Here is a 19467-nt window from a genome sequence, read left to right on the forward strand (position 1 = left end):
TTGTAATTTTTTACAATTAGATTATAATATAATAAAACAGTATTAGCTTGCCGTAAAAAGCATAATTTGTGCCAAAATTGGCTGCATTTCTTTTATACAAAAAGGAGACTTCCAATGATTGATTCAAAATATAATTATGAAATATCCCGGGATAGTCAGGCTAACTCTTCTGCCTGGTATTCCATCAATAACAACTGCACTCCCCATTTTCACAGTGCATTGGAACTGGTATATATACGCAGCGGCACCATGGAAGCAATACTAAACGGGAAATCTTACTGTATTCAGACCAGGGAACTGCTGTTGGTACCAAGCTACACCGTGCACCGTTATTTAACCCCTGAATACTCAGATACCATAGTGATGACGATCCCCCTTTCCTATATACCTGTCTTTCAAAAGAAACTGAAGGGAAAGACCTTTTCCTTATGTCATATATCCAACAAAATTCTGACCCAGGAGGTGGCCCGCTGCATGCGGTGCTGCTGTGACCTGCAGCGAAAAACACCAGAATCCATGGCTGCCAGAGGGTATATTCATGTAATTCTGGCTTTGCTGACAGAAAACATTCCGATGGAAAATACACATACAAAGGATGACGATGCTTTGGTACGCAATGTTCTCACTTATCTTCACAATAATTACAAAAATACATTGACCCTGAAAACCATTGCGGAGGAATTTGGCTACAGTACCAGCCGGTTTTCTCACATATTCAACAAACATGTAGGATGCAGTATCAGTGAATATATTAACTCACTCCGCTGCCGGCATGTGGCAGGTATCTTGTTAGACAGTGAGGAATCCACGATTACAGAGGCGGCCATGAGCGCCGGATTTAACAGCATGCGCACGTTCTACCGAGCCTTTATGTGCATATTTGGCGTCAGTCCCAGCAAATATACTGATGTATATAAAGAAAACGATACACTGAAACATTGCCAGCAGGAATGTCTTCCATGGAATAACAACAAATGTCCAGGATTACTTAAGTAAACTTGCTTTAAACAAAGAAAATCAGGATTGATGACATGTTTTCTGCCTTCAATCCTGACTTTTTTAGTTCCAGCTCTTCAAACTGCCGGAAGCTCATTTATGGAATCAGATATGGTTTCACCAAATCCTCAAACTCTTCCCGGTATCCCTTTAAATAATCCATAAAATACATTCCTTTGGTATTTAATGCCTGTGAAAGCTTCATCACAAAATTCGGAATATCCTCCTTTTTTACTGCACCCATGCATTTCCCCAAATGAGTGTTATCGCTCCCTGCCGCTCCCCCTATATGAAGTTCAAAGGCATCTGCCGGAGCATCTGAGATACGTTTTTTACAGCCATCAAAGCCAATTTCACTTATCTGGTGCCTGGAACAGGAATTAAAGCATCCTGATATGGAGACTCCCGGCAGATATTCCGTCTTTATCCTGTTTTCCATCAATACCCTGTTTATTTCTTTTAATAAAGTCTGGCTCTCTAAAACTCCTATCTGGCAGGTTGGAACTCCCACACAGCTGACACTCATGCCAATTCTGGTTACCTGATTGATCTCTTCCATTAATGCAAGGAGCTTTTCTCCTTCTTCTCTGGACAGATTGCGGATATACATGCTTTCCGTCATACTGAGACGAATGTCCTGCTGTTTATCCACCAGAAATGTAATTATTTCTTCAAGGGCTTTTACAGGCAGCTGTCCGCATTGGGGATGAATGACTGCGGTATAGAATCCCTCTTGTTTTTGAGCGATCAGATTACCGCTGTCTGTATGGATATAAGAAGACTGCATCTTATCTGCAGATTCATATATCCCGTCTGCAGCCACATTTATATTCAGTTCCATGGATTCTGTCACCTGGGCGAGATGCTTTTTGTAACACTCCATAAATGCTTCTTCTCCCATCCTTTTGGGAATGTACCTCATTCTCGCTTTTGCCTTATTCTGATAATCCCCTTCCGCCACAAATATTCTGGTAACAGCTTCCACATGGTACAGGACCTGGTCAGGAAGGATCAGTTCATCATACGGTAAAGCTACTGCCGGATTATTACCTAATCCGCCTGCAAGAAACATTTTAAAAAAAGGTTTCCCCTGATCCATGACTGACATAAATCCCAGATCATTAATGGTACAGTTTGCAGTATCCGCTTCATTGTTAGAAAATGCTATTTTCAGTTTATGGGGCAGATGGTATTCCCTGATCCGTTCCATGACATACCGGTTCACCTGCATCGCATAGGGCGTAGGATCAAAGGCTTCTGTTTTATCCACACCAGACAGGGGGGAGAGGGCGACATTACGGGGATAATTGCCGCCGCCTCCTCTGCTATACAAACCATGGTCAATTGCAGTTTCCATGATATCACAGACAGAATCAATATCCAGATCATGAAGCTGAATAGCCTGCCTGGTGGTAAGATGAATTCGTTGTAAACCATATTGCACGGCAAATTTATGGATCAATTTCAAATGGGCAAATGATACGATACCACAGGGTATCCTTAAGCGAATCATAAAAGCTTCGCCGCCTCTTTGTGCATAAACTCCCATACCTCCGGATTTTCCCTTAAATTCAGCGGTCGTAATTTCCTTATTTACAAACTTATGGCCGGCTTCTCTGAATTCCGCGATTTCCTCTTTTAGTATTTTATTATATTCATTCACTGTTTTTTCTCCTATTTAACCTATATGATTTAATAACTTTATTTTACCATAAAATATAGAAAGAATAAAATAAAATTATTTATCAGGGTGTTTCAATAGGCTCAGTGATTATTTTTTCAGCAATTTTCTCCCAGTTTACGTGCCTCCACAAGTGCGGGATTACCTAAAATATCACCTTTTTCAGCCACACCATGAACTGTGATCATTCCTCCGTCTCTAAGGGAGAAATAGCTCAGTACCGCATGATACATGGTAGTCAGAGAGTCAAAAACGGTGGGTAGGTATCGATTTAATCCTTTGTTTCTATACTCAGGCAGAGTCATAACAGTGCTGATTTGTACATATCTCTTTCGTTGATCTTGCCAGCTTATATCATTAATACACACTCCAACACTTGAAACAGCTGTATCTTCGTACATAATAATATATGGTTTATAACGGTTATCCATATAACCGGATTGATACCACTTTTCATACTTTAACTTATAAATTTCTTTTGCAAGCTATCTGATTTATCGGTTACTGTCCTTACCTCACAAGTAACTCCGATTAACGTGGATAACTTATCCAATTCATAAGGAGGTATGAATAACTCATAATTCTCATCCTGCCATGTAATGCAAAGGGCATAATAAGGTTTAAAAAATAGTAATCCTATACCATTTTTTCTGATTTTATATTTTTTATAGATCCCTTTATTATAAGGAATTTCCTTTAACCATTCAGGAACAAAGATTAATTTATTTATTTTTTTAAACCCGGTAATGGAAGCAAGCGGTATAGACCATTCATTACCAAGATCTGCCATATGTAAAACAGCGTCTTTAACATTAACATAAACATTAGAATTTATTATATAATGAAAATCTGATACATCAATGCCTTTTCTTTTTTTATTCTTATAATATATGAATATAACTTCCATTATTTCTGCATCTTCCGGTATATGAAGTAATTCTTTTGCATAGTTTTGAATATTTTGAATATAGTTCCTATCGTAATCATTTTTGTCGCTATGTTGACTTTTTCTTCTTTTTTCTACTAAAAATAAAATTAACCAAACAGTAAAAAAAATTGCTGAGATAAAAAACAACTCAGGAGCATCAGCATATTTTTCTTTAAGAGATCCGTCAGATGAATCCAAGATAAGACACTCAAGCATCAATAAAGTTGTTAAGAAGGAAAGTAATTTAATAACTCTCAGCCAGAATGGCAGAGATGTTTGTTTTAAATAGTTTTTATATAGACTATCACATTTTTCAAAAGCTTCTGCCAATACAGGGACTGAAGAATTAGAAATGAATATCTCACCATCCAACCTGGTGTTATTTTTGTCATCTGTTATGTTTATTCCAAAAATATATTTCATTAGAGCATGTTTTTTCCCTTCATATTCCTAAACCCTTATATTCATAGCACTAAACTGCGATCTGGTAATGGAATATACACTTGTCTTTATATTTTTCTCGTCTGAATATTCCCCACGCAATGACATCTCCATTTTCTCGGCAACTTTTCTTGATGGGATATTCATCGCCTTTTGATATGAAAAAACCTCTTCAGAATCAGTATTCTCAAAAACATACCTCAAACAGGCTTTAGCTGCCTGTGAAGCATACCCTTTATTCCAAAACTTCTTATCAATATGATAGCCTATTTCAGGAAACAAATTGCCATCACCATAGATATTTTGCATGGTAATACCACAATCTCCAATGAACTCATTTGATTCTTTTAAAATAACAGCCCACAATCCAAAGCCATATTTGCCATAGTTGTCAATATTCCAGTTGATCCAGCTCTTTGTCTTATCCTTATCAAACGCCCTTGGGTAGTATTGCATTGTTTCCTGATCCGATAATATCTGATGCCATGCCCCATAATCATCCATTGTCAGCTCTCTTAATGCAAGCTGTTCTGTTTCTATTATATAATTTGTCATTGTTTCTTCCTTTTACAACTTCAAAATAATCAGTTTAAAAAACGGCCTTTATATAAAATTCCACGGATATGAGATACCTTTATTACCCACAAAGGAAATAGCAGGTTTCCATATTTTAAGTTTTCCTGGCTACTAGTGTAAATTCTCCTGGGACATTTTCATTTTTCCAGGCTGGATGTTCATCAAATTGTGTCAGACTGAATCCATTAAATATAACTGCATTGATTATTTCACTAATCGTGTATTTTCTATAACTGCATAAAGGCATCTGTTTACGAATATCGTCACTAAAAAATCTTGCATGGGCCATTTCACCTTCAAACACATCCGTTGAGAAATAACTCATTGTTGGCTGCTCAATCTCTAACATATCCGATATCTTTTGAAATGGATGAAAATCACTACAAATTAACCTGCCATTGGGTTTGAGAAGTTGACACATTACTCTCATGAATTGATCAATTTCATGAAAGTAGTGAAGGATTCCTCCCTCCATTAATACCACATCAAAAAACTTCTCGTATTTATTCATGTCTATTTCCAAAACATCACCAACTACAAAATCAATTTTTACGTTTGCAGCATCCGCTACCTCAAGTGCGTATTTTTTATTGTCTTCTGATATATCAAAAATAGTAACTTCTGAACCAAGAATTGCAAGAGGTATTACTTTCTTACCACATGAGCCAAATATATTAGCCACCTTTATGTCTCTATAAGTCTCAAAGTAATTCGCATATCGTTTCAGCATTCCGATTGGATCTTCCAAATCTTTCTTTGCCCTGTCTTTTGGTTCTCCCGAATTATTTATCCAAAAGTCATATGCATTATATTCCCATGCTCTTTTATTTTGTTGACAATAATCTTCCATATAATCCTTTCGCACCTTTAAATTAAATCAGCTTGCTCATACTGCGTATTTCATAAAATATGTGTGCTGTTCGTCTATAAGCCTTTTAATTTCATCAATATCATCTGTCGTAACATCAGGTATATCCAACACAAACGCGCCACACGCAGCTTTCATTTCGCCATTGGGGAACGTGTATCTATAAACAAATTTATCACCTTTACAGAAGGCACAATCACCGCACTTTGCCAAACGATTGTTGCTCGATAAAATCCTGTCGCGTACAACTTGGCCAAATTTATCCGAGTAATTGGTACAAGATGAAAAACGCAGTCCAAAAAAAGCATTTCCGCTACCCTCTCGAACACCAAACCGAGCTATGACCCTGTTATGGGAAAGGTTCGAAAAGGATAGTATATATCCCTTTGTCTGCTTCCTCATCGGGGTGTAACCCAGTTCAACCAACATGTTAATTATCGGCTGATAGACCAGTTTCTGTTCCCCGCTTATCATCAAGTAAAACGCGTCGATATGTTTTTCCCATGCTTTCATGCAGATGTCTCCCTTCAACATGTGATATATTTACTTTTTAGTCTGATTGGAATAAATGTTTCCATCTGAGCCCAACCTTGAGCTTTAATAATTTCAGCAGGCGTTATGATATGTCCCATGGCATAATGATTTGGGCGAATATCTAATTCAAAAAACTCTGAGCTATCAATATATACCAGCGCTTCTTTGTACAGCTTTCCGTTGGTTTCCTCATCTCCATCTTTGTAAGCATAAGTTAAATAGTAACCGCCATCAAAATGAATCACTTCATTTCCACCGTCATCCATGTCTTCACTCAACGCCCATATCCATACCATTCCTTTCTGTTGTTCATCATAATAAAGAAAATCCCTTGGTAAAAAATTGTCTCTGTCCGATACCTGGATAGCAGAAAAATACTTGTCAAATTTGCCTAATACGCCTTCGGAAGAAAAATCAAAATACTTATCTATTCCGGATGATGCTGCCTTAAATGGGGGTAAAGAGATTATTCTAAATTCCAATTATAATACCTCCTGCCATTAATAATGTTTGATGTTCAAAATCAGAAGTTTGAGTCGTATAACCCGTTCAAATAATTTTGTAACGAATCCACCAGTTTTCCAATATGTATTCCATCTACAAAAGAGTGATGAACCTGAACTGTAAACGGAAATATTTTCTTCCCATCTCTGTCAAAATATTTTCCCCAATCAAACAAAGGAGTTGCATTATCTTTTTTACCGGAGTTTGTATGTGAAATATGAGTATACGATACCCATGGCATTGGTGAAAACTGAAATACATCATTCCCAAGCGGTCCGGTGAAATAGTCCTTTTGATTTTCAGCTTTCCGGGCTGCTGCCGAATTATATTGTTCCAGTGTATCCTGCATCTCAACATTAATAACTTTAAACAACTCAGTGTCTTTATCCAGATAGGTAAAAGCAGTGTTAATCCTGTCATAGAGCACAATCCGATCATCGAGGAAGCGATAGCGGAATTCCTCAATGTTATTTGCACATTTTGAAACGATAAAGATAAGGGAAAAAGTAAAGGGAAATTTTTCTGCCCGGACTTTTGCCAGGAAATTTGTAATATCCAATTCAAAGGTAACACAATAAGATGGTTCTATACTGTTTCTGAATATTTGGCAGTGAACAGATACGTTCAGTCATATTTTTCAATTTCGTCCTTTACTCTTTTTGCATATTCCGAAAGTTTTCGGATATCCTTAAGCACATTTTGATAAAAAAGTTTTACATCCAAATCGCCCAATAAGCAAAATACCTGACTATTCTCAACAGCAATTTTACATAGCAGCTCTTTTTCGTCTGATGACCAATTTTCAAAGATATTAAGTTCTTTTATTATGGAATGTGTCGTTGCAAAATTCCCACTGCCTTCCAATGCAATTAATAAATCAGTTTTTTTACGGCCTTCTTCACTGTTTTGTTTCTCAGCTTCGAATTTTTCTTTTTTACATTGGTAGAAAATTTCTTCCAAAGCCTCATTGGCAGCCGTTCGGTTAATAATTGATTTCACCAAATTATCCAATTCCGTTCCTTCTGAATAATCAGCCGGTACATAGTATTTTATCCTGCCATCGTGCATCATTTTATAAACTTTAGATTTATCATTTGTTGCAGCATTATATACACCAATTGAATGTCCGCCATATGAATTCACAAGTTTCATACAAGGAATATCTGTATCGCTGTCTCCGATATATACCATATTGCGAAATGGTACACGCATTTCTTCGGGAGCGAACGAATCATTAACCCCCTGATCGTTGATGTCCAGAACTCCTTTTTCTATCCGGAACAAGAATTGCGTCTTATTTGTATAGTTTACGACCTGTGCCGGCCATTTTGCAACACCGGTTCTGGGATCGTAGTAAAAGGAACTTGCGTATATTTTTTTGAAAGCGCCCTTCCTGGCGACAGATGTTCCTTCGATCATCTCTTTGAGTCCGGAAGAAATTATGTAATGTTCCACAATAACGCCCTGGAAAGTCCCATATTCACATATTCTTTCAAACCAGTCTCCCACACCAGGGAACAAATTAACCTTTGCACCATAGTCTTCTAATGTCTTTTTGTTGAAGATTAAGTTTCCCTCTGCCTCCTGAACCATTTTATACATATACGCCAGATTCTGATCCATCTCGTTGTTTTCTGCCAATTCATTGGATTCAGTCCAAAAGTCTCCCACGTCATAGCCTACTGATTGAATATAGCCTTGCGCCTGCATATCATTCGGCGATAAAGTTTTGTCAAAATCGTAGCAGATGGCCAGTACAGGTTTCTTTTCTTTGCTTTCCCGTTTAAACTCTTTTTTGCTCATAATTAATACCTCACTTAAGGAGTTTTAATTGCTAAACTATATTCTAAATAATCCGCTTGCCACCAAACGCATGATTACCTTGTTTAAATTTCTTTTCATAAAATCCGGGGAATTGTCCATACGATATCTGCTCCTTTCATTTTCTATTTACCTGTACCTGATATAAATAATATGCATTGGGCAAATACTTACAGTGCTGTACCAAGAAATCCTTCTAGTCTTTTTTTATGAGCATATATATTTTTTTCACTATTCCACAAAATAACTGCTTATAACAAATTTAACACCATGCATTCATTTGAATCTATAAAACCTTGTTTTTTATATAATTCTCTACCTAAATCAGTAGCGTCTAAACTTATTTCCGTAACTATTCTGCTAAGTTATTTACTGCTTTTAACATCTCCAGTCTGCTTTGCATAAGTAATTCTATATCATCGTCTGTCGCTTTAATATATGAAATCATTCATGTCATCCCCCGGTAAGTTTAATTTGCAATGTATAATATAAATTAACTTCGCTGCTGCCTCCGTAAAATAAGGATTCAGCGATATAATTTTTCAACCTTCCAATTGATACCTTTTTATTACTAAAAGAACAAACAAAATAATCCATACTATCCATGCAAATGTACACCCTGCTCCACCTTTATAAAAATCAATTACTGCACCTATTATGAATGGAACCCCCATTATCATCATTCGTATTCCATAGTTTTTGCACATATTCACTTCTTCATCATGAGTTTTTCTATCTTTTTCCGACCTCATATTATATCCTGTTAGAAACATTGATGCTTTTCCATTAGATATGTAGAAACCCCAGCCCATTAGGAACATAATAATTGCCGTACTAATATCAACCAAAATCAAAAAAATAGTCATCGTCATATTTCTCACCACTAAAGTTATAAACTTTTATCAGCATCTGATTGCTTTCTCTTGCTTATGATACTTACCATTGAAACATTTTTAATAATTAAATTCAATCACGCCATTCAACAATATCATCTAACCTTTTTCTGGGTCTCGCAAGAGGATCTTCATCTGCATATCCTATTGCCATTGCAGCAAAAAGCTCTCCTTCAACATGTAACCAATCGCTTAATTCCCTATATGCAAAATATGTATCGCAAATCCATAACAAGGATCCCTGACTGTAAAATTTCCTCTATCATGTGTCTGGAGACATCTACTTTTTTATAATTCCGTATACTACGTCTGTTTATGATGGCTGATAACATTTATCGTTCCCTCCTCAGATAAACCATATCAACCAGTTGATTTCCATCTTCAAATATTGGATGATCGTAGTTATCTACAAAAAAGTTTATTATTCGGTGTGATTCTGTAAAACCACATTTTTTATAAAAAGTAAGTGAAGAGGGAACATCTCCTGTCCCAACAAACATAGTGTTGCAATCAGTGTAAGCGGAAAACAGAAACTCTATCAGGCTTTTTCCATAGCCTTTTCGTTGACAATCAGGCGAAACAGCAATGTTTTTAAGTTCATACACACCATTGCCTTCTTTTGTAATCACACATTCAGCTTTTATACCATTATCATCCAAAACAAACATTTCACCTCGCTCAAGATACTGATCTACCATATTTTCCTGCTCGTCGGCCAACAATAGCAAGTCTATAAATTCCTTTTTGTTGTCTGTAATTTTTATTATATTTCTATTATCAGAATAGACTCTACCATTTGCTTTTGTCATCTTTGATAATTCTGGATAATCTCCTGCCATTTTATATTCCTCCTCAATTTCTACTTCATTTTTTTATAAGCATGACACTTCTTTATCAAACTATGTATGTCGTTTGTATGTAATATCGTTAAGCGCATATTTTTCCCCACAATGTTCTCATCATATTGGAATATGACTCTCTGTTTTATTAACTAATTATGAGAGGGTTTCCATTATCTCCTTAACTCTCTCATAAATACCCAAAGCTTTCGTCTTTGTTGAAATATCTGTACAATTATTTTTTATATATAGACAGTAGTCTATTTTATCGTAAATCATATTTATTTTACTAAACTCGACTAAATCATACCGAAAGTTAATATCTTCTTCATTCTTTAAGTATTCTAAATGTTCCTCAAGTATTTTAAAATATCTGTAGCAAAGGGGTGTTATTAAATCGATTTCTTCCAATTGAAACGCCGGATAATCAGTTCTGAAAATTTTTCCCTCCCAATAATACTCTAAGGCACAAGTTGAGATGTTTTTAAAATATTTTAACAATTCTTGTTTTATATATTTTATTGTAGTTGCAGTGCCTGTATTATCATCTAACAATAAAATTTTTGTACTTTCTGGATATTGAGCACTTAATAAACGCACCTGGTCCGGCAAGGACAATTTACAATAGTGAGTATTATCATATTTTGAAAACCTAACATATTCATACCCTGCCAAACCAGAACACCGCTTCATACGACTGGTATATTTTTGCATAGATATAAAAAATGGCGGTATTAGTGCAGCCCCTTGTAAAGGTGAAATGATAATATCGTGCTCCCCAATATAATCACACAATGCAAAATAAGTAATAAACATAATAAGAATATGATCCATCTCCGAATATTCACGGACATGTGAAATATTAAGTTCCTTCATATCCGATAATATCCTATCAACTAAGCCAAAAGATAACGGTGGAAATTGTTTTAATTCTTCATCAAAAATAATTTGAGTTAAATAATCAGTCAAATCTATCAGGTATTCTTTAAGCGCTTTATAATAATTAAAATCCAAAGACGTATAAGAGAATATGACACCAATTAATTTTGCTATACAGGACAACATATATTCCGTGAGTGAAAATATAATATATCTCTTATTATCATATGATAATTCTGATTTTAAGATTATCGGTGCATCTAGAGCTATATTTTTCACCAGGTCTGCTGTTTCAATTAAATCCGTCGAATAATAAGCAGAATTTCTGTTACAGTAAAACGGTTTTTTCAGACTGAAATACCTCTCTAAAATCGGAAGATATTGGTTGTATTCTTCTTCAAACCTATCTGTCTCAATGTATACCTCCCCCGCAAAACCGAACTCATATGTGGTTAATATAGTTTGATTTAAGAACGGCTTAATCATTTCATATAAATTATTCAAACTAACACCTCTCAAGTTAATACTTTTTATAACCATTTGTGCATGATGTTTATTCTCCTGCACTACCTCATATAATCCCGTATAATTTATTTTATTATAATCACGTTGCATTAGAGTCAGCTCACGCCATCCCAATAAGTGTAAAGATTAAGTACTTATATATTCATCAATGTTAAATTATCATCTCCATCAGTATAACACATCTGCCACAGGATTCCCACACAGAAACCGTTTGGTTAAAGAAAAAAATAAACATGTCCCTGACTGTGAATTCCTTATTTATAGGGGATTATCGTCACACCGAAGCTAATTTCAGAATATACTTCTATTGACAACCGACCGATGGTCGCTTATAATCAAATCAAGAATCGAACACCGGTCGCTACAGGAGGTGCCATTATGCCAAAAGGGTTTACACTAACACCAGAGCAACAAACGGAACGCCGCCTTGACATCATGATAGCAGCGCTGAATCTCTTTCAGGTCAAGGGTATCGAGAAAACGTCAATGAGAGAAATTGCTGATCTGGCAGGATTGGGGAAATCAAGTCTTTATGATTTCTTTCAGTCAAAAGATGAAATTATCGTATATGCGATTGAGTCTCAGGTTAATAATGCAATCACAACGGTACAAAAGATTATCAATACAGATCTTCCTCCGGAGCAATCCCTAATGGAAATTATGAAGATTAATCTTGCTTATTCAAAAGAATATAACATCTTATTTATGTGGCTGGCGACAAAAGCTTATTTTCTGGATGAGGAATACGAGGAGCGGATTAAAAAAATACGGCATACTTATCAGGATATTGTACAGTCGGTGATTGAACAGGGGATTAAGGATGGATTATTTCGGGTGACAGATGCGCAACTGGCATCACGGCTGCTGATTAATTCAATGCTTTCTATCACATATACATCCCGTCCATCTCATAGTATGGAAGATATGCTCAATGAAGCAGTTAATATCTTTTTACACGGAATCACTCTTTAAAAGGAGGTATATGATATGACTTATATTTTATCAATGAAGCATCAACAGGCAACACTTGAAACCGTAGGCGGCAAGGGTATGTCCCTGTCGAAGATGCTGACAGCCGGATTACCGGTTCCGGATGGCTTTCATGTTACTACTGAGGCCTACCGGCTCTTTGTTAATACAAATGAAATCCAGCCACAGATTATCGACGCATTAGATGGACTTGACCCGGGTAATACGGCAAAGCTGGAGGCAGCATCCCTGCAGATCAGCAGCATATTTACAAAAGGTGAAATAACTGACGAACTAAAAAAGGAAATTACCGCCGCCTATCAAAAGCTGGGCAATGTACCGGTTGCCGTCCGGTCATCGGCTACTGCCGAAGATTTACCCGGCGCTTCCTTTGCCGGACAGCAGGATACTTATTTAAATATTCAGGGCGAAAGTGAAGTTCTTAATGCCGTTAAGCGTTGCTGGGCCTCTTTATGGACGGCCCGTGCGATTTCCTATCGTTTGATCAACCATATTGATCAGTCTACGGTAGCACTTGCCGTCACCGTTCAAAAACTGATTTTTTCTGATGCTGCAGGAGTTTTATTTACTGTCAATCCAGTAAACGGAGATCGGGATGAGATGCTCATTAATGCCGCCTGGGGACTTGGCGAAGCGGTAGTATCAAGCCTGGTCACCCCTGATACCATTGTTATTTCCAAGACTTCAGAGAAAATCTCCTCATATGAGACCGCCGACAAACAACTTATGACAATCCGTACCGCAAAAGGGACAGAGGAGGTGCCAGTTTCCGATCCGATGCGTCAGAAACCGGCTCTCACCGATAATCAGGTCGAGGTGTTGACAAAACTTGGAAAAACAATCGAACAATACTATCAGATGCCAATGGATGTGGAATGGGCTTTGGAAAAGAATCAGATGTATATCGTTCAGGCCCGTCCCATCACAGTTCTGCCTCCCCAGTGGAAACCTCTCGAAAAAGGAGTAATCTATACCAAAGGCAGTCTGGCGGAACATCTGCCCAGTCCCGTTACTCCTTTATTTGCAACTCTGGGAATGGATCTGATTAATCAGGCGACACATATTCTATGGAACCATATGTTTGAAGATGGCGTTCAAAAGTTGTGGCCCGAACATGGCGCATATACCACGATTAATGGATATACCTATATGTCCTGCAGATTTAAGCCATTTCTTCTGATTACAAAATCTTTTTCACCAAAATCCATTCGCCGTACCTATCAAAAGAGTGTAGAAAGATCTAATATAGCACAAAAGGAATTCGCTGCAGTTGTTACGGAATGGGAAAGCAAATCTATGGAATCAATGAGCGCAGAACAACTTCTCAATGGAGTCCGAACCGTATTTGGAACGGCCTGTACCTACTTTACAAAAATTCAGCTCTGCCTGCCTGCGGCACTTACAAGTGAGACCCTGTTAACAAAATTATTTAAAGGTACTGCCGCCAAAGCTGGCGTACCGGATATTTCAGTACTTTTACTGGGAATGGACACAATTGCTTTGCAGTCAGAGAAATCGTTATATAAAATTGGCAAGTGGGTCTCCCAATACCCGGATTTGAGCAACTATCTCAGAATTACTTCGGCTGCTGATATCAGCAGGCAGTTCACATCCGCGGTCCCGCCTCCAATGATCTCCGATGAACTGTGGACGCAATGGAAAAAACAAATTCAGCTTCATTTTGTAAATTATGGCCGTACCGCCTATGAATTTGATTTTTCCAATCCCACACCTCAGGAAGTTCTTACTCCGACCTTCGAATCAATTAAATCCTTCACAACCGGTCAGGGAGAAAGTCCGTTAACGCGTCAGGCTGAGTCTAAAAAAAGACGGATTGAGGCTGCAAAAGCAATATCCAATCAGCTTAACGGTCCCAGAAGAAAGCTGTTCTTAAAACTGCTTGGTTGGGCACAGAAAACTGCACCTATGAGAGAGGACGTTATTTTCTCAATGGGAATGGGGCATCCGGTGATTCGCTTAATGCTGAATGAGGTTGCACAGCGGCTTATTAAAAAAGGAGCGCTTTCACAGCCTGATGAAATATACTGGCTCAAAGAGACGGAATTGTCAGATCTGGTTAATCGGCTTGACCGGGGGGAGACACTTCAGGATATGACCGGAACAATTCCCGGATGCCGTGAAGAATGGAAAAAGAACCAGAGTTATACTTCTCCACCAGAGATCCCGGAAAAGAAAAAGAAAAATGCTCACAGTAACCCGGAAAAACCAGAAATAATTAATGGCAATACGGTTCTTTACGGAATCGGCACCAGTTTCGGGACAGTGACGGCTCCGGCCTGCGTTCTGTACGGTCCGGCCGATTTTGAGAAGTTCAATACCGGAGATATTTTGATTGCAGTAACTACCACTCCCGCATGGACGCCGTTATTTGCTTCAGCCAGTGCTGTTGTAACCGATATTGGAGGTCCACTTAGCCACTCCAGTATTGTCGCCCGGGAGTATGGCATACCGGCGGTTATGGCAACTCACTCCGCAACCAGGAAGATTCAGACCGGACAAATCATTACCGTAGATGGTAAAACAGGGACGGTGATGATTCATGAAAAATAAATCCATCCTCATCCTTTATCTGGTATGCTTTGTCGTATCGCTTGGCTATAGCCTGGTTCTGCCAGTCATGCCTTACTATATGGAAAGTTTTGGTGCCGGTGGCAGGGAGCTGGGATGGCTGACAGCCATTTACGCGCTGATGCAGACAATCTGCGCCCCGTTCTGGGGCGCTCTATCAGATCGAATCGGCAGAAAGCCGGTTTTAAGCATCGGTATGCTGGGATACGCAGTCAGTTTGTTTTTATTTGGTTTAGCCTCTTCAATCGAAACACTTTTTATCGCCCGTGGGCTGTCTGGAATTCTTTCCTCCGCATCAGCAGCATCAGCGATGGCATATGTGGGAGATTCTGTTTCAAATGAAGAACGGAGCAGGAATATGGGTCAGCTGGGTGCGGCAATGAGTGTCGGAGCCGTGATTGGGCCGGTTCTTGGGGGTACTCTGGCGAATTATACAATTACTCTGCCTTTTTTTACCGGTGCAGCTATTTCTTTCGTTGCTTTTATTTTAATCCTTACAATTCTTCCCGAATCTTTGACCCGTTCAAATACTACCAGAAGCATAAAATTCTCCTTTATGCCGAATACACTCCTCGGACCTGCAAAAACAATATTGATACTAATCTTTCTATCACGTTTGTGCCAAACTGGTTTCCAAGGTATCATTGGCTTATATTTGGTTGATAAATTCAGATTGAGCACACAGCAAATCGGATTTGTCTGGATGGTACTGGCTGTCTCCTTAGTTTTATCACAGGGAATTTTAACCGGTTTTCTGGCAAAAATATTTAAAGACAGTAAACTGATCTTAATCGGGTTGACAGGGGGTGGCGTATTCATCCTTGCAATGATGCTGTCGACAGGATTTTTCAGTACAATTTTTATTTTAGTCATGTTGGCCGTTTCAATCGCACTAACCGTGCCAACGCTAAATGCCAGTCTTTCCACAAAAGCGGAAAAAAACAAAGGAACGATCATGGGAATAGGAACTACCGTCGGAAATCTGAGTAAAGTAGTCGGTCCGCTGCTTTTTGGATATTTATATGAAGTTAATATAGAGTTGCCTTATGCAATCGGTGGATCTATCTTTTTCTTAGCTGCTGTAATATGTTTTTTATCAATTAGAAAAGGGGCTGAAATACACTGATTTAAGTATCATACCTTTGGACAAAAAAAAGGGCTGATCACACTTTTAAATCTCCAGTGTGGCAGCCCCTTTTATTGTTTTAAATTAAATGGTTCCGGTCAATATATTGCTTAAATGAGTGGACCAGAATTTGCAGGCTAAAGTCAATCTCATGCGGTGATACTAATGCGGAACGGAAATTTTTATTGTCAAATGATGAGGATTTAAGCGGCTTTGGGTGCAGCAACATCATTTTCAGCGGGATCATACTGCGATCCTGCCGATTACTCAAATAATCAATTGCATGCTTTTGCCACTGAGAAATTTCTAAATAGTTCAATTCATAGCCTTCTTTCCGAAACGCTTCGAAAATATCCCTCCAGGTTATTTTTTGCAGACCAGTTGTCGCATAGTAGTGACATCCATCAGTTTTTTCCTGTAGCGAAATGGAAACAATCGACCGTGCTAAACAGTCGACCGGAATTATTGGAAATTCCGTGTCAATATCAGGAGCAAATCCCATTTGAAGGCAGATTTTTAAAATATACCAGAAAAAATCTTTTTGCCTCACATAGCCGGTATCAGAACTTCCGCAAACGTACGGGAGGCGGTATAATTCTACTGCAAACCCTCTGTCTCCGGCGGCCTGCAATAATTTATCAGCCACCCATTTTGTCTTTCCATAACCGTTAACTTTATCAATTTTGTTCGCTGTATAATCTTCAGGAATGACCATGTCCGGGTCCGTTTCCGACAGGTAGAAAACATTTATGACCGAAGAATAAATCAACCGTTTCTTTTTCTGAGAGGATGCAAGCTTCAACAATTCTATGACTGGAGCCACATTATGTGGATACAATACGTGATAGGGCAAAAGAAAGTTAACATAAGTTCCAATGTGATAGATATAGTCCACACTTTCTTCTAACATCCTCCAGCAGTCTTCTGACAACCCCAACCTCTCTTTACAGAGATCGCCGGTCAGAGGGGTGATTCTGCTGCAATAGCATTCACTCCACAAGTGAAACTTTTTCATTTGATTTTTTACTCTCTCCCAAGCAATAATTTCATCTTTAGCCCGAACAAGTACCATTATATCCGCTTTGGTACGGTCCAGCAATTCCTTCAGAAGATAACAGCCGATAAACCCTGTTACTCCAGTTACAAATATTTTATCTGGCGGATTACGATAATCTGATAAATTTTGCGGCATCACTATCTGTGGGTCAAGTACACAGTCGTTATACCATGGTTTTGATGTTTGCATAATGTTTTTACCTCCTTTATAAGGGTGAAAGGGTTAGCTATTTAATATTGAAGCAATATCCCGCCAACGCAAAAACCATCTCCGGTGCCGGCCAGCAGCACATAATCACCGCGGTGAATTTTTGCATCGGTGACTGCATCGTAAAGTGCCATTGGAAAAGAGGCCGCCCCACACAAACCGGATGAGGTTATAGTGTTGATCACCGTAGTGCGGCTGAGCAGAGAGTCTTTGCTGTTGGGAAGGTATTGTAAAATTGCTGCCCCAAGCTGTTCTTTGGAAAAATTTTCTAATAGCTGTTCGATCACCTGACTGGTATAATCAGTGCTGCATTCACGGTATCTTTTAAGATCCATCTGGATTGCAATATCTTTTGCATTTTTTACCTTATTCTGAATTCCAGTGAAACCAAGTTTAGAACTAATTGAAAATTCGCTGTCAAAAAAAGTTTTTTGCACCATTTTTAATACATGGCTCTGGTCGTTCTCTTTACAGGCTGATAAAACTATTGCTCCCGCTCCATCACCCAACAGACAATAAGCTTCAGAATTAGAGGGATCCACCATTGATGAAAGAATTTCCGAGCAGCAAATTAAAATATTGCGGTAACGCCCAGCAGCAATTAATCCAACTGACACGAACAACGCTGAAATAAAGCTTTGAAATCCTGACTGAATAGTCAGGCTGGGAATACCGGTATGTTCGTATCCCAACTCTTTTTGCAGCAGCGGTCCCCCATCAGGTACTTTTTTTTCAAAACCAGACGAGGCATTAATGATCAAATCTAAGTCCAGCTCAGTGAGCCCTGCCTGGGCAATCGCCTCATTGGCAGCAGCTCCGGCCATTTCTGACTGCGTCAACTTGTCCGCCCATCTTCTGGACCTTACCCCAATCTCCCGCTCACACCAGCCGGCCGCCAGTCCTGCCTCCGTTTCCACTGTATTGTTATTTACGATCTGTTCAGGCAAATATTTGCCCAGCCCGGTGATTTTTACTGAATAAGAATCTGCCATGTTCAGCTCCCTCCTTCTAATATTTTAACAGAACACCATAGATCGACAATCCCGCTCCCATACCGTGCAGCAGCACTAAGTCTCCTCTTTTTATCAGATTGTTTTCCACTGCATGATATAAGGCCATAATATGACCAGCGGCACCGATATTGCCGTATTGGTCAATGACAGTAAAAACTTTACGGGATGGAAACATCAGTTTCATCATATCCGAAGCGATCCTGGTGGACTGGTTGGGGATAATCATCTGCAGACATTTTTTATCAACCGGAAATAATCGGGAAACGAAATTCTTATTATATTTCATTCCTTCCTGCTGCATCGTCTGAGAATCAAATTCAAAGGTTAAATCATCAAATAAGATATCTTTACTAAAAAGTGTTTCGTGTTCTTTCATCCCTTTGAATCCTTTAATCCCATGAGCGCCGCTGTAAGTTTCCATTCTGGCTCCATACAAACATGAGTCTTCCTGTGGTTTCGCGGCACCGAGTATCAGCGCCGCAGCGCCATCTCCCAATGCCGCACTTTCCTGAATATTTTTTTCGTTAAAACCAGGAGAGGAAATCAGACTGGCGACAATCAGGATCTGCTTCGCAACTCCGGAGGCAATCAGCGCCCCTCCCAGATCCAGTGCCGCCAGAGCACTTAAACAGCCGCAGTTGACGCTGATGCAGCCAATTTGGGGGTCAGTCAGGTTCAGTTTATCTTTAATCTGAATGCTTTGATCAGGCAGAATTCGGTCAAAGGTGTTAGACGCATTTAAAATCAGATCAATTTCACCGGGATCAATGTCCGCCTTTTGAAATGCTTCCGCAGATGCCTGTGCACATAACTCTGCGGCAGATTCTTTGGTAACCCAGTATCTGCCTGAGATACCCAGTTTGCGGCTGCACCACCCGGCTTCTAATTTATATTTACGTTCCAGCTCATCGCTGGTAACGAGTTTTTTTGGAACACTGTGCCCAATTCCCTTGATTTTTATAGCAATCGGGTATCTTCCCGCAGCCTCCATATTGTATCC

Annotated in this window: 19 protein-coding genes; 4 read left to right on the top strand and 15 right to left on the bottom strand. The window is 38.8% G+C overall.

Annotation, left to right across the window (positions count from 1 at the left end):
• Nucleotides 1-114 precede the first annotated feature (114 nt).
• Entirely contained in the window at nucleotides 115-996 is an 882-nt protein-coding gene (locus tag RZO55_RS24120) for a helix-turn-helix domain-containing protein (RefSeq protein WP_318066798.1), read from the top strand.
• Nucleotides 997-1093: 97 nt separating this feature from the next.
• On the opposite strand, the gene RZO55_RS24125 is transcribed toward RZO55_RS24120, so the two are convergent.
• From RZO55_RS24125 to RZO55_RS24180, 12 genes are all read right to left on the bottom strand, one after another.
• Entirely contained in the window at nucleotides 1094-2659 is a 1566-nt protein-coding gene (locus RZO55_RS24125) for a nitrite/sulfite reductase (RefSeq protein ID WP_318066799.1), read from the bottom strand.
• A 116-nt stretch (nucleotides 2660-2775) separates the two neighbouring features.
• Nucleotides 2776-3078: a hypothetical protein gene (locus RZO55_RS24130; RefSeq protein WP_336624361.1), complete on the bottom strand. Its 303-nt coding sequence runs from the start codon at nucleotides 3076-3078 to the stop codon at nucleotides 2776-2778.
• Nucleotides 3079-3137: 59 nt separating this feature from the next.
• A complete protein-coding gene (locus tag RZO55_RS24135; protein ID WP_318066800.1) occupies nucleotides 3138-4028 on the bottom strand; it encodes a hypothetical protein in 891 nt (296 codons plus the stop codon).
• A 27-nt stretch (nucleotides 4029-4055) separates the two neighbouring features.
• Nucleotides 4056-4601 (bottom strand): GNAT family N-acetyltransferase, encoded by a 546-nt coding sequence (locus RZO55_RS24140; RefSeq protein ID WP_318066801.1) that lies wholly within the window; start codon nucleotides 4599-4601, stop codon nucleotides 4056-4058.
• Nucleotides 4602-4716: 115 nt separating this feature from the next.
• The gene (locus tag RZO55_RS24145) at nucleotides 4717-5472 is read right to left on the bottom strand and encodes a class I SAM-dependent methyltransferase (protein ID WP_318066802.1); all 756 of its coding nucleotides are present in this window, start codon (nucleotides 5470-5472) and stop codon (nucleotides 4717-4719) included.
• Between the two features lie 36 nt (nucleotides 5473-5508).
• Nucleotides 5509-6003, bottom strand: a complete 495-nt coding sequence (locus tag RZO55_RS24150) for a hypothetical protein (RefSeq protein ID WP_318066803.1) — start codon at nucleotides 6001-6003, stop codon at nucleotides 5509-5511.
• A gap of 14 nt (nucleotides 6004-6017) precedes the next feature.
• On the bottom strand, nucleotides 6018-6506 hold the full coding sequence (locus tag RZO55_RS24155) for a hypothetical protein (RefSeq protein ID WP_318066804.1): 489 nt from the start codon (nucleotides 6504-6506) through the stop codon (nucleotides 6018-6020).
• Between the two features lie 41 nt (nucleotides 6507-6547).
• Nucleotides 6548-7156 carry a CatA-like O-acetyltransferase gene (locus RZO55_RS24160; RefSeq protein ID WP_318067106.1) on the bottom strand — a complete coding sequence of 203 codons (609 nt, stop codon included), beginning with the start codon at nucleotides 7154-7156 and terminating at the stop codon, nucleotides 6548-6550.
• On the bottom strand, nucleotides 7153-8331 hold the full coding sequence (locus RZO55_RS24165) for an HAD family hydrolase (RefSeq protein ID WP_318066805.1): 1179 nt from the start codon (nucleotides 8329-8331) through the stop codon (nucleotides 7153-7155). Before RZO55_RS24165 ends, RZO55_RS24160 begins: the two co-directional genes overlap by 4 nt.
• Nucleotides 8332-8891: 560 nt before the next feature.
• The gene (locus tag RZO55_RS24170) at nucleotides 8892-9197 is read right to left on the bottom strand and encodes a DUF3784 domain-containing protein (RefSeq protein WP_318066806.1); all 306 of its coding nucleotides are present in this window, start codon (nucleotides 9195-9197) and stop codon (nucleotides 8892-8894) included.
• A gap of 377 nt (nucleotides 9198-9574) precedes the next feature.
• On the bottom strand, nucleotides 9575-10051 hold the full coding sequence (locus tag RZO55_RS24175) for a GNAT family N-acetyltransferase (protein WP_318067107.1): 477 nt from the start codon (nucleotides 10049-10051) through the stop codon (nucleotides 9575-9577).
• A gap of 186 nt (nucleotides 10052-10237) precedes the next feature.
• Nucleotides 10238-11575: a hypothetical protein gene (locus tag RZO55_RS24180; protein ID WP_318066807.1), complete on the bottom strand. Its 1338-nt coding sequence runs from the start codon at nucleotides 11573-11575 to the stop codon at nucleotides 10238-10240.
• Between the two features lie 288 nt (nucleotides 11576-11863).
• Between RZO55_RS24180 and RZO55_RS24185 the strand changes: the two genes are divergently transcribed.
• Genes RZO55_RS24185 through RZO55_RS24195 form a run of 3 tightly spaced genes read left to right on the top strand, consistent with a single transcriptional unit; the run spans nucleotide 11864 to nucleotide 16190 of the window.
• Nucleotides 11864-12457 carry a TetR/AcrR family transcriptional regulator gene (locus tag RZO55_RS24185; protein ID WP_318066808.1) on the top strand — a complete coding sequence of 198 codons (594 nt, stop codon included), beginning with the start codon at nucleotides 11864-11866 and terminating at the stop codon, nucleotides 12455-12457.
• 15 nt (nucleotides 12458-12472) lie between these two features.
• Entirely contained in the window at nucleotides 12473-15046 is a 2574-nt protein-coding gene (locus RZO55_RS24190) for a PEP/pyruvate-binding domain-containing protein (protein ID WP_318066810.1), read from the top strand.
• Nucleotides 15036-16190 (top strand): MFS transporter, encoded by a 1155-nt coding sequence (locus RZO55_RS24195; protein WP_318066811.1) that lies wholly within the window; start codon nucleotides 15036-15038, stop codon nucleotides 16188-16190. Before RZO55_RS24190 ends, RZO55_RS24195 begins: the two co-directional genes overlap by 11 nt.
• 79 nt (nucleotides 16191-16269) lie before the next feature.
• Here RZO55_RS24195 and RZO55_RS24200 read toward each other — a convergent pair whose 3' ends face one another.
• Genes RZO55_RS24200 through RZO55_RS24210 form a run of 3 tightly spaced genes read right to left on the bottom strand, consistent with a single transcriptional unit; the run spans nucleotide 16270 to nucleotide 19458 of the window.
• Nucleotides 16270-17436, bottom strand: a complete 1167-nt coding sequence (locus RZO55_RS24200) for an SDR family oxidoreductase (RefSeq protein WP_318066812.1) — start codon at nucleotides 17434-17436, stop codon at nucleotides 16270-16272.
• 41 nt (nucleotides 17437-17477) lie between these two features.
• Nucleotides 17478-18446 carry a 3-oxoacyl-[acyl-carrier-protein] synthase III C-terminal domain-containing protein gene (locus RZO55_RS24205; protein WP_318066813.1) on the bottom strand — a complete coding sequence of 323 codons (969 nt, stop codon included), beginning with the start codon at nucleotides 18444-18446 and terminating at the stop codon, nucleotides 17478-17480.
• A gap of 16 nt (nucleotides 18447-18462) precedes the next feature.
• Nucleotides 18463-19458, bottom strand: a complete 996-nt coding sequence (locus tag RZO55_RS24210; protein WP_318066814.1) for a 3-oxoacyl-ACP synthase III family protein — start codon at nucleotides 19456-19458, stop codon at nucleotides 18463-18465.
• Nucleotides 19459-19467: the final 9 nt, after the last annotated feature.

Source organism: Clostridium boliviensis, from assembly GCF_033342255.1.
In the GTDB taxonomy this organism is placed as follows: domain Bacteria; phylum Bacillota; class Clostridia; order Lachnospirales; family Lachnospiraceae; genus Lacrimispora; species Lacrimispora boliviensis.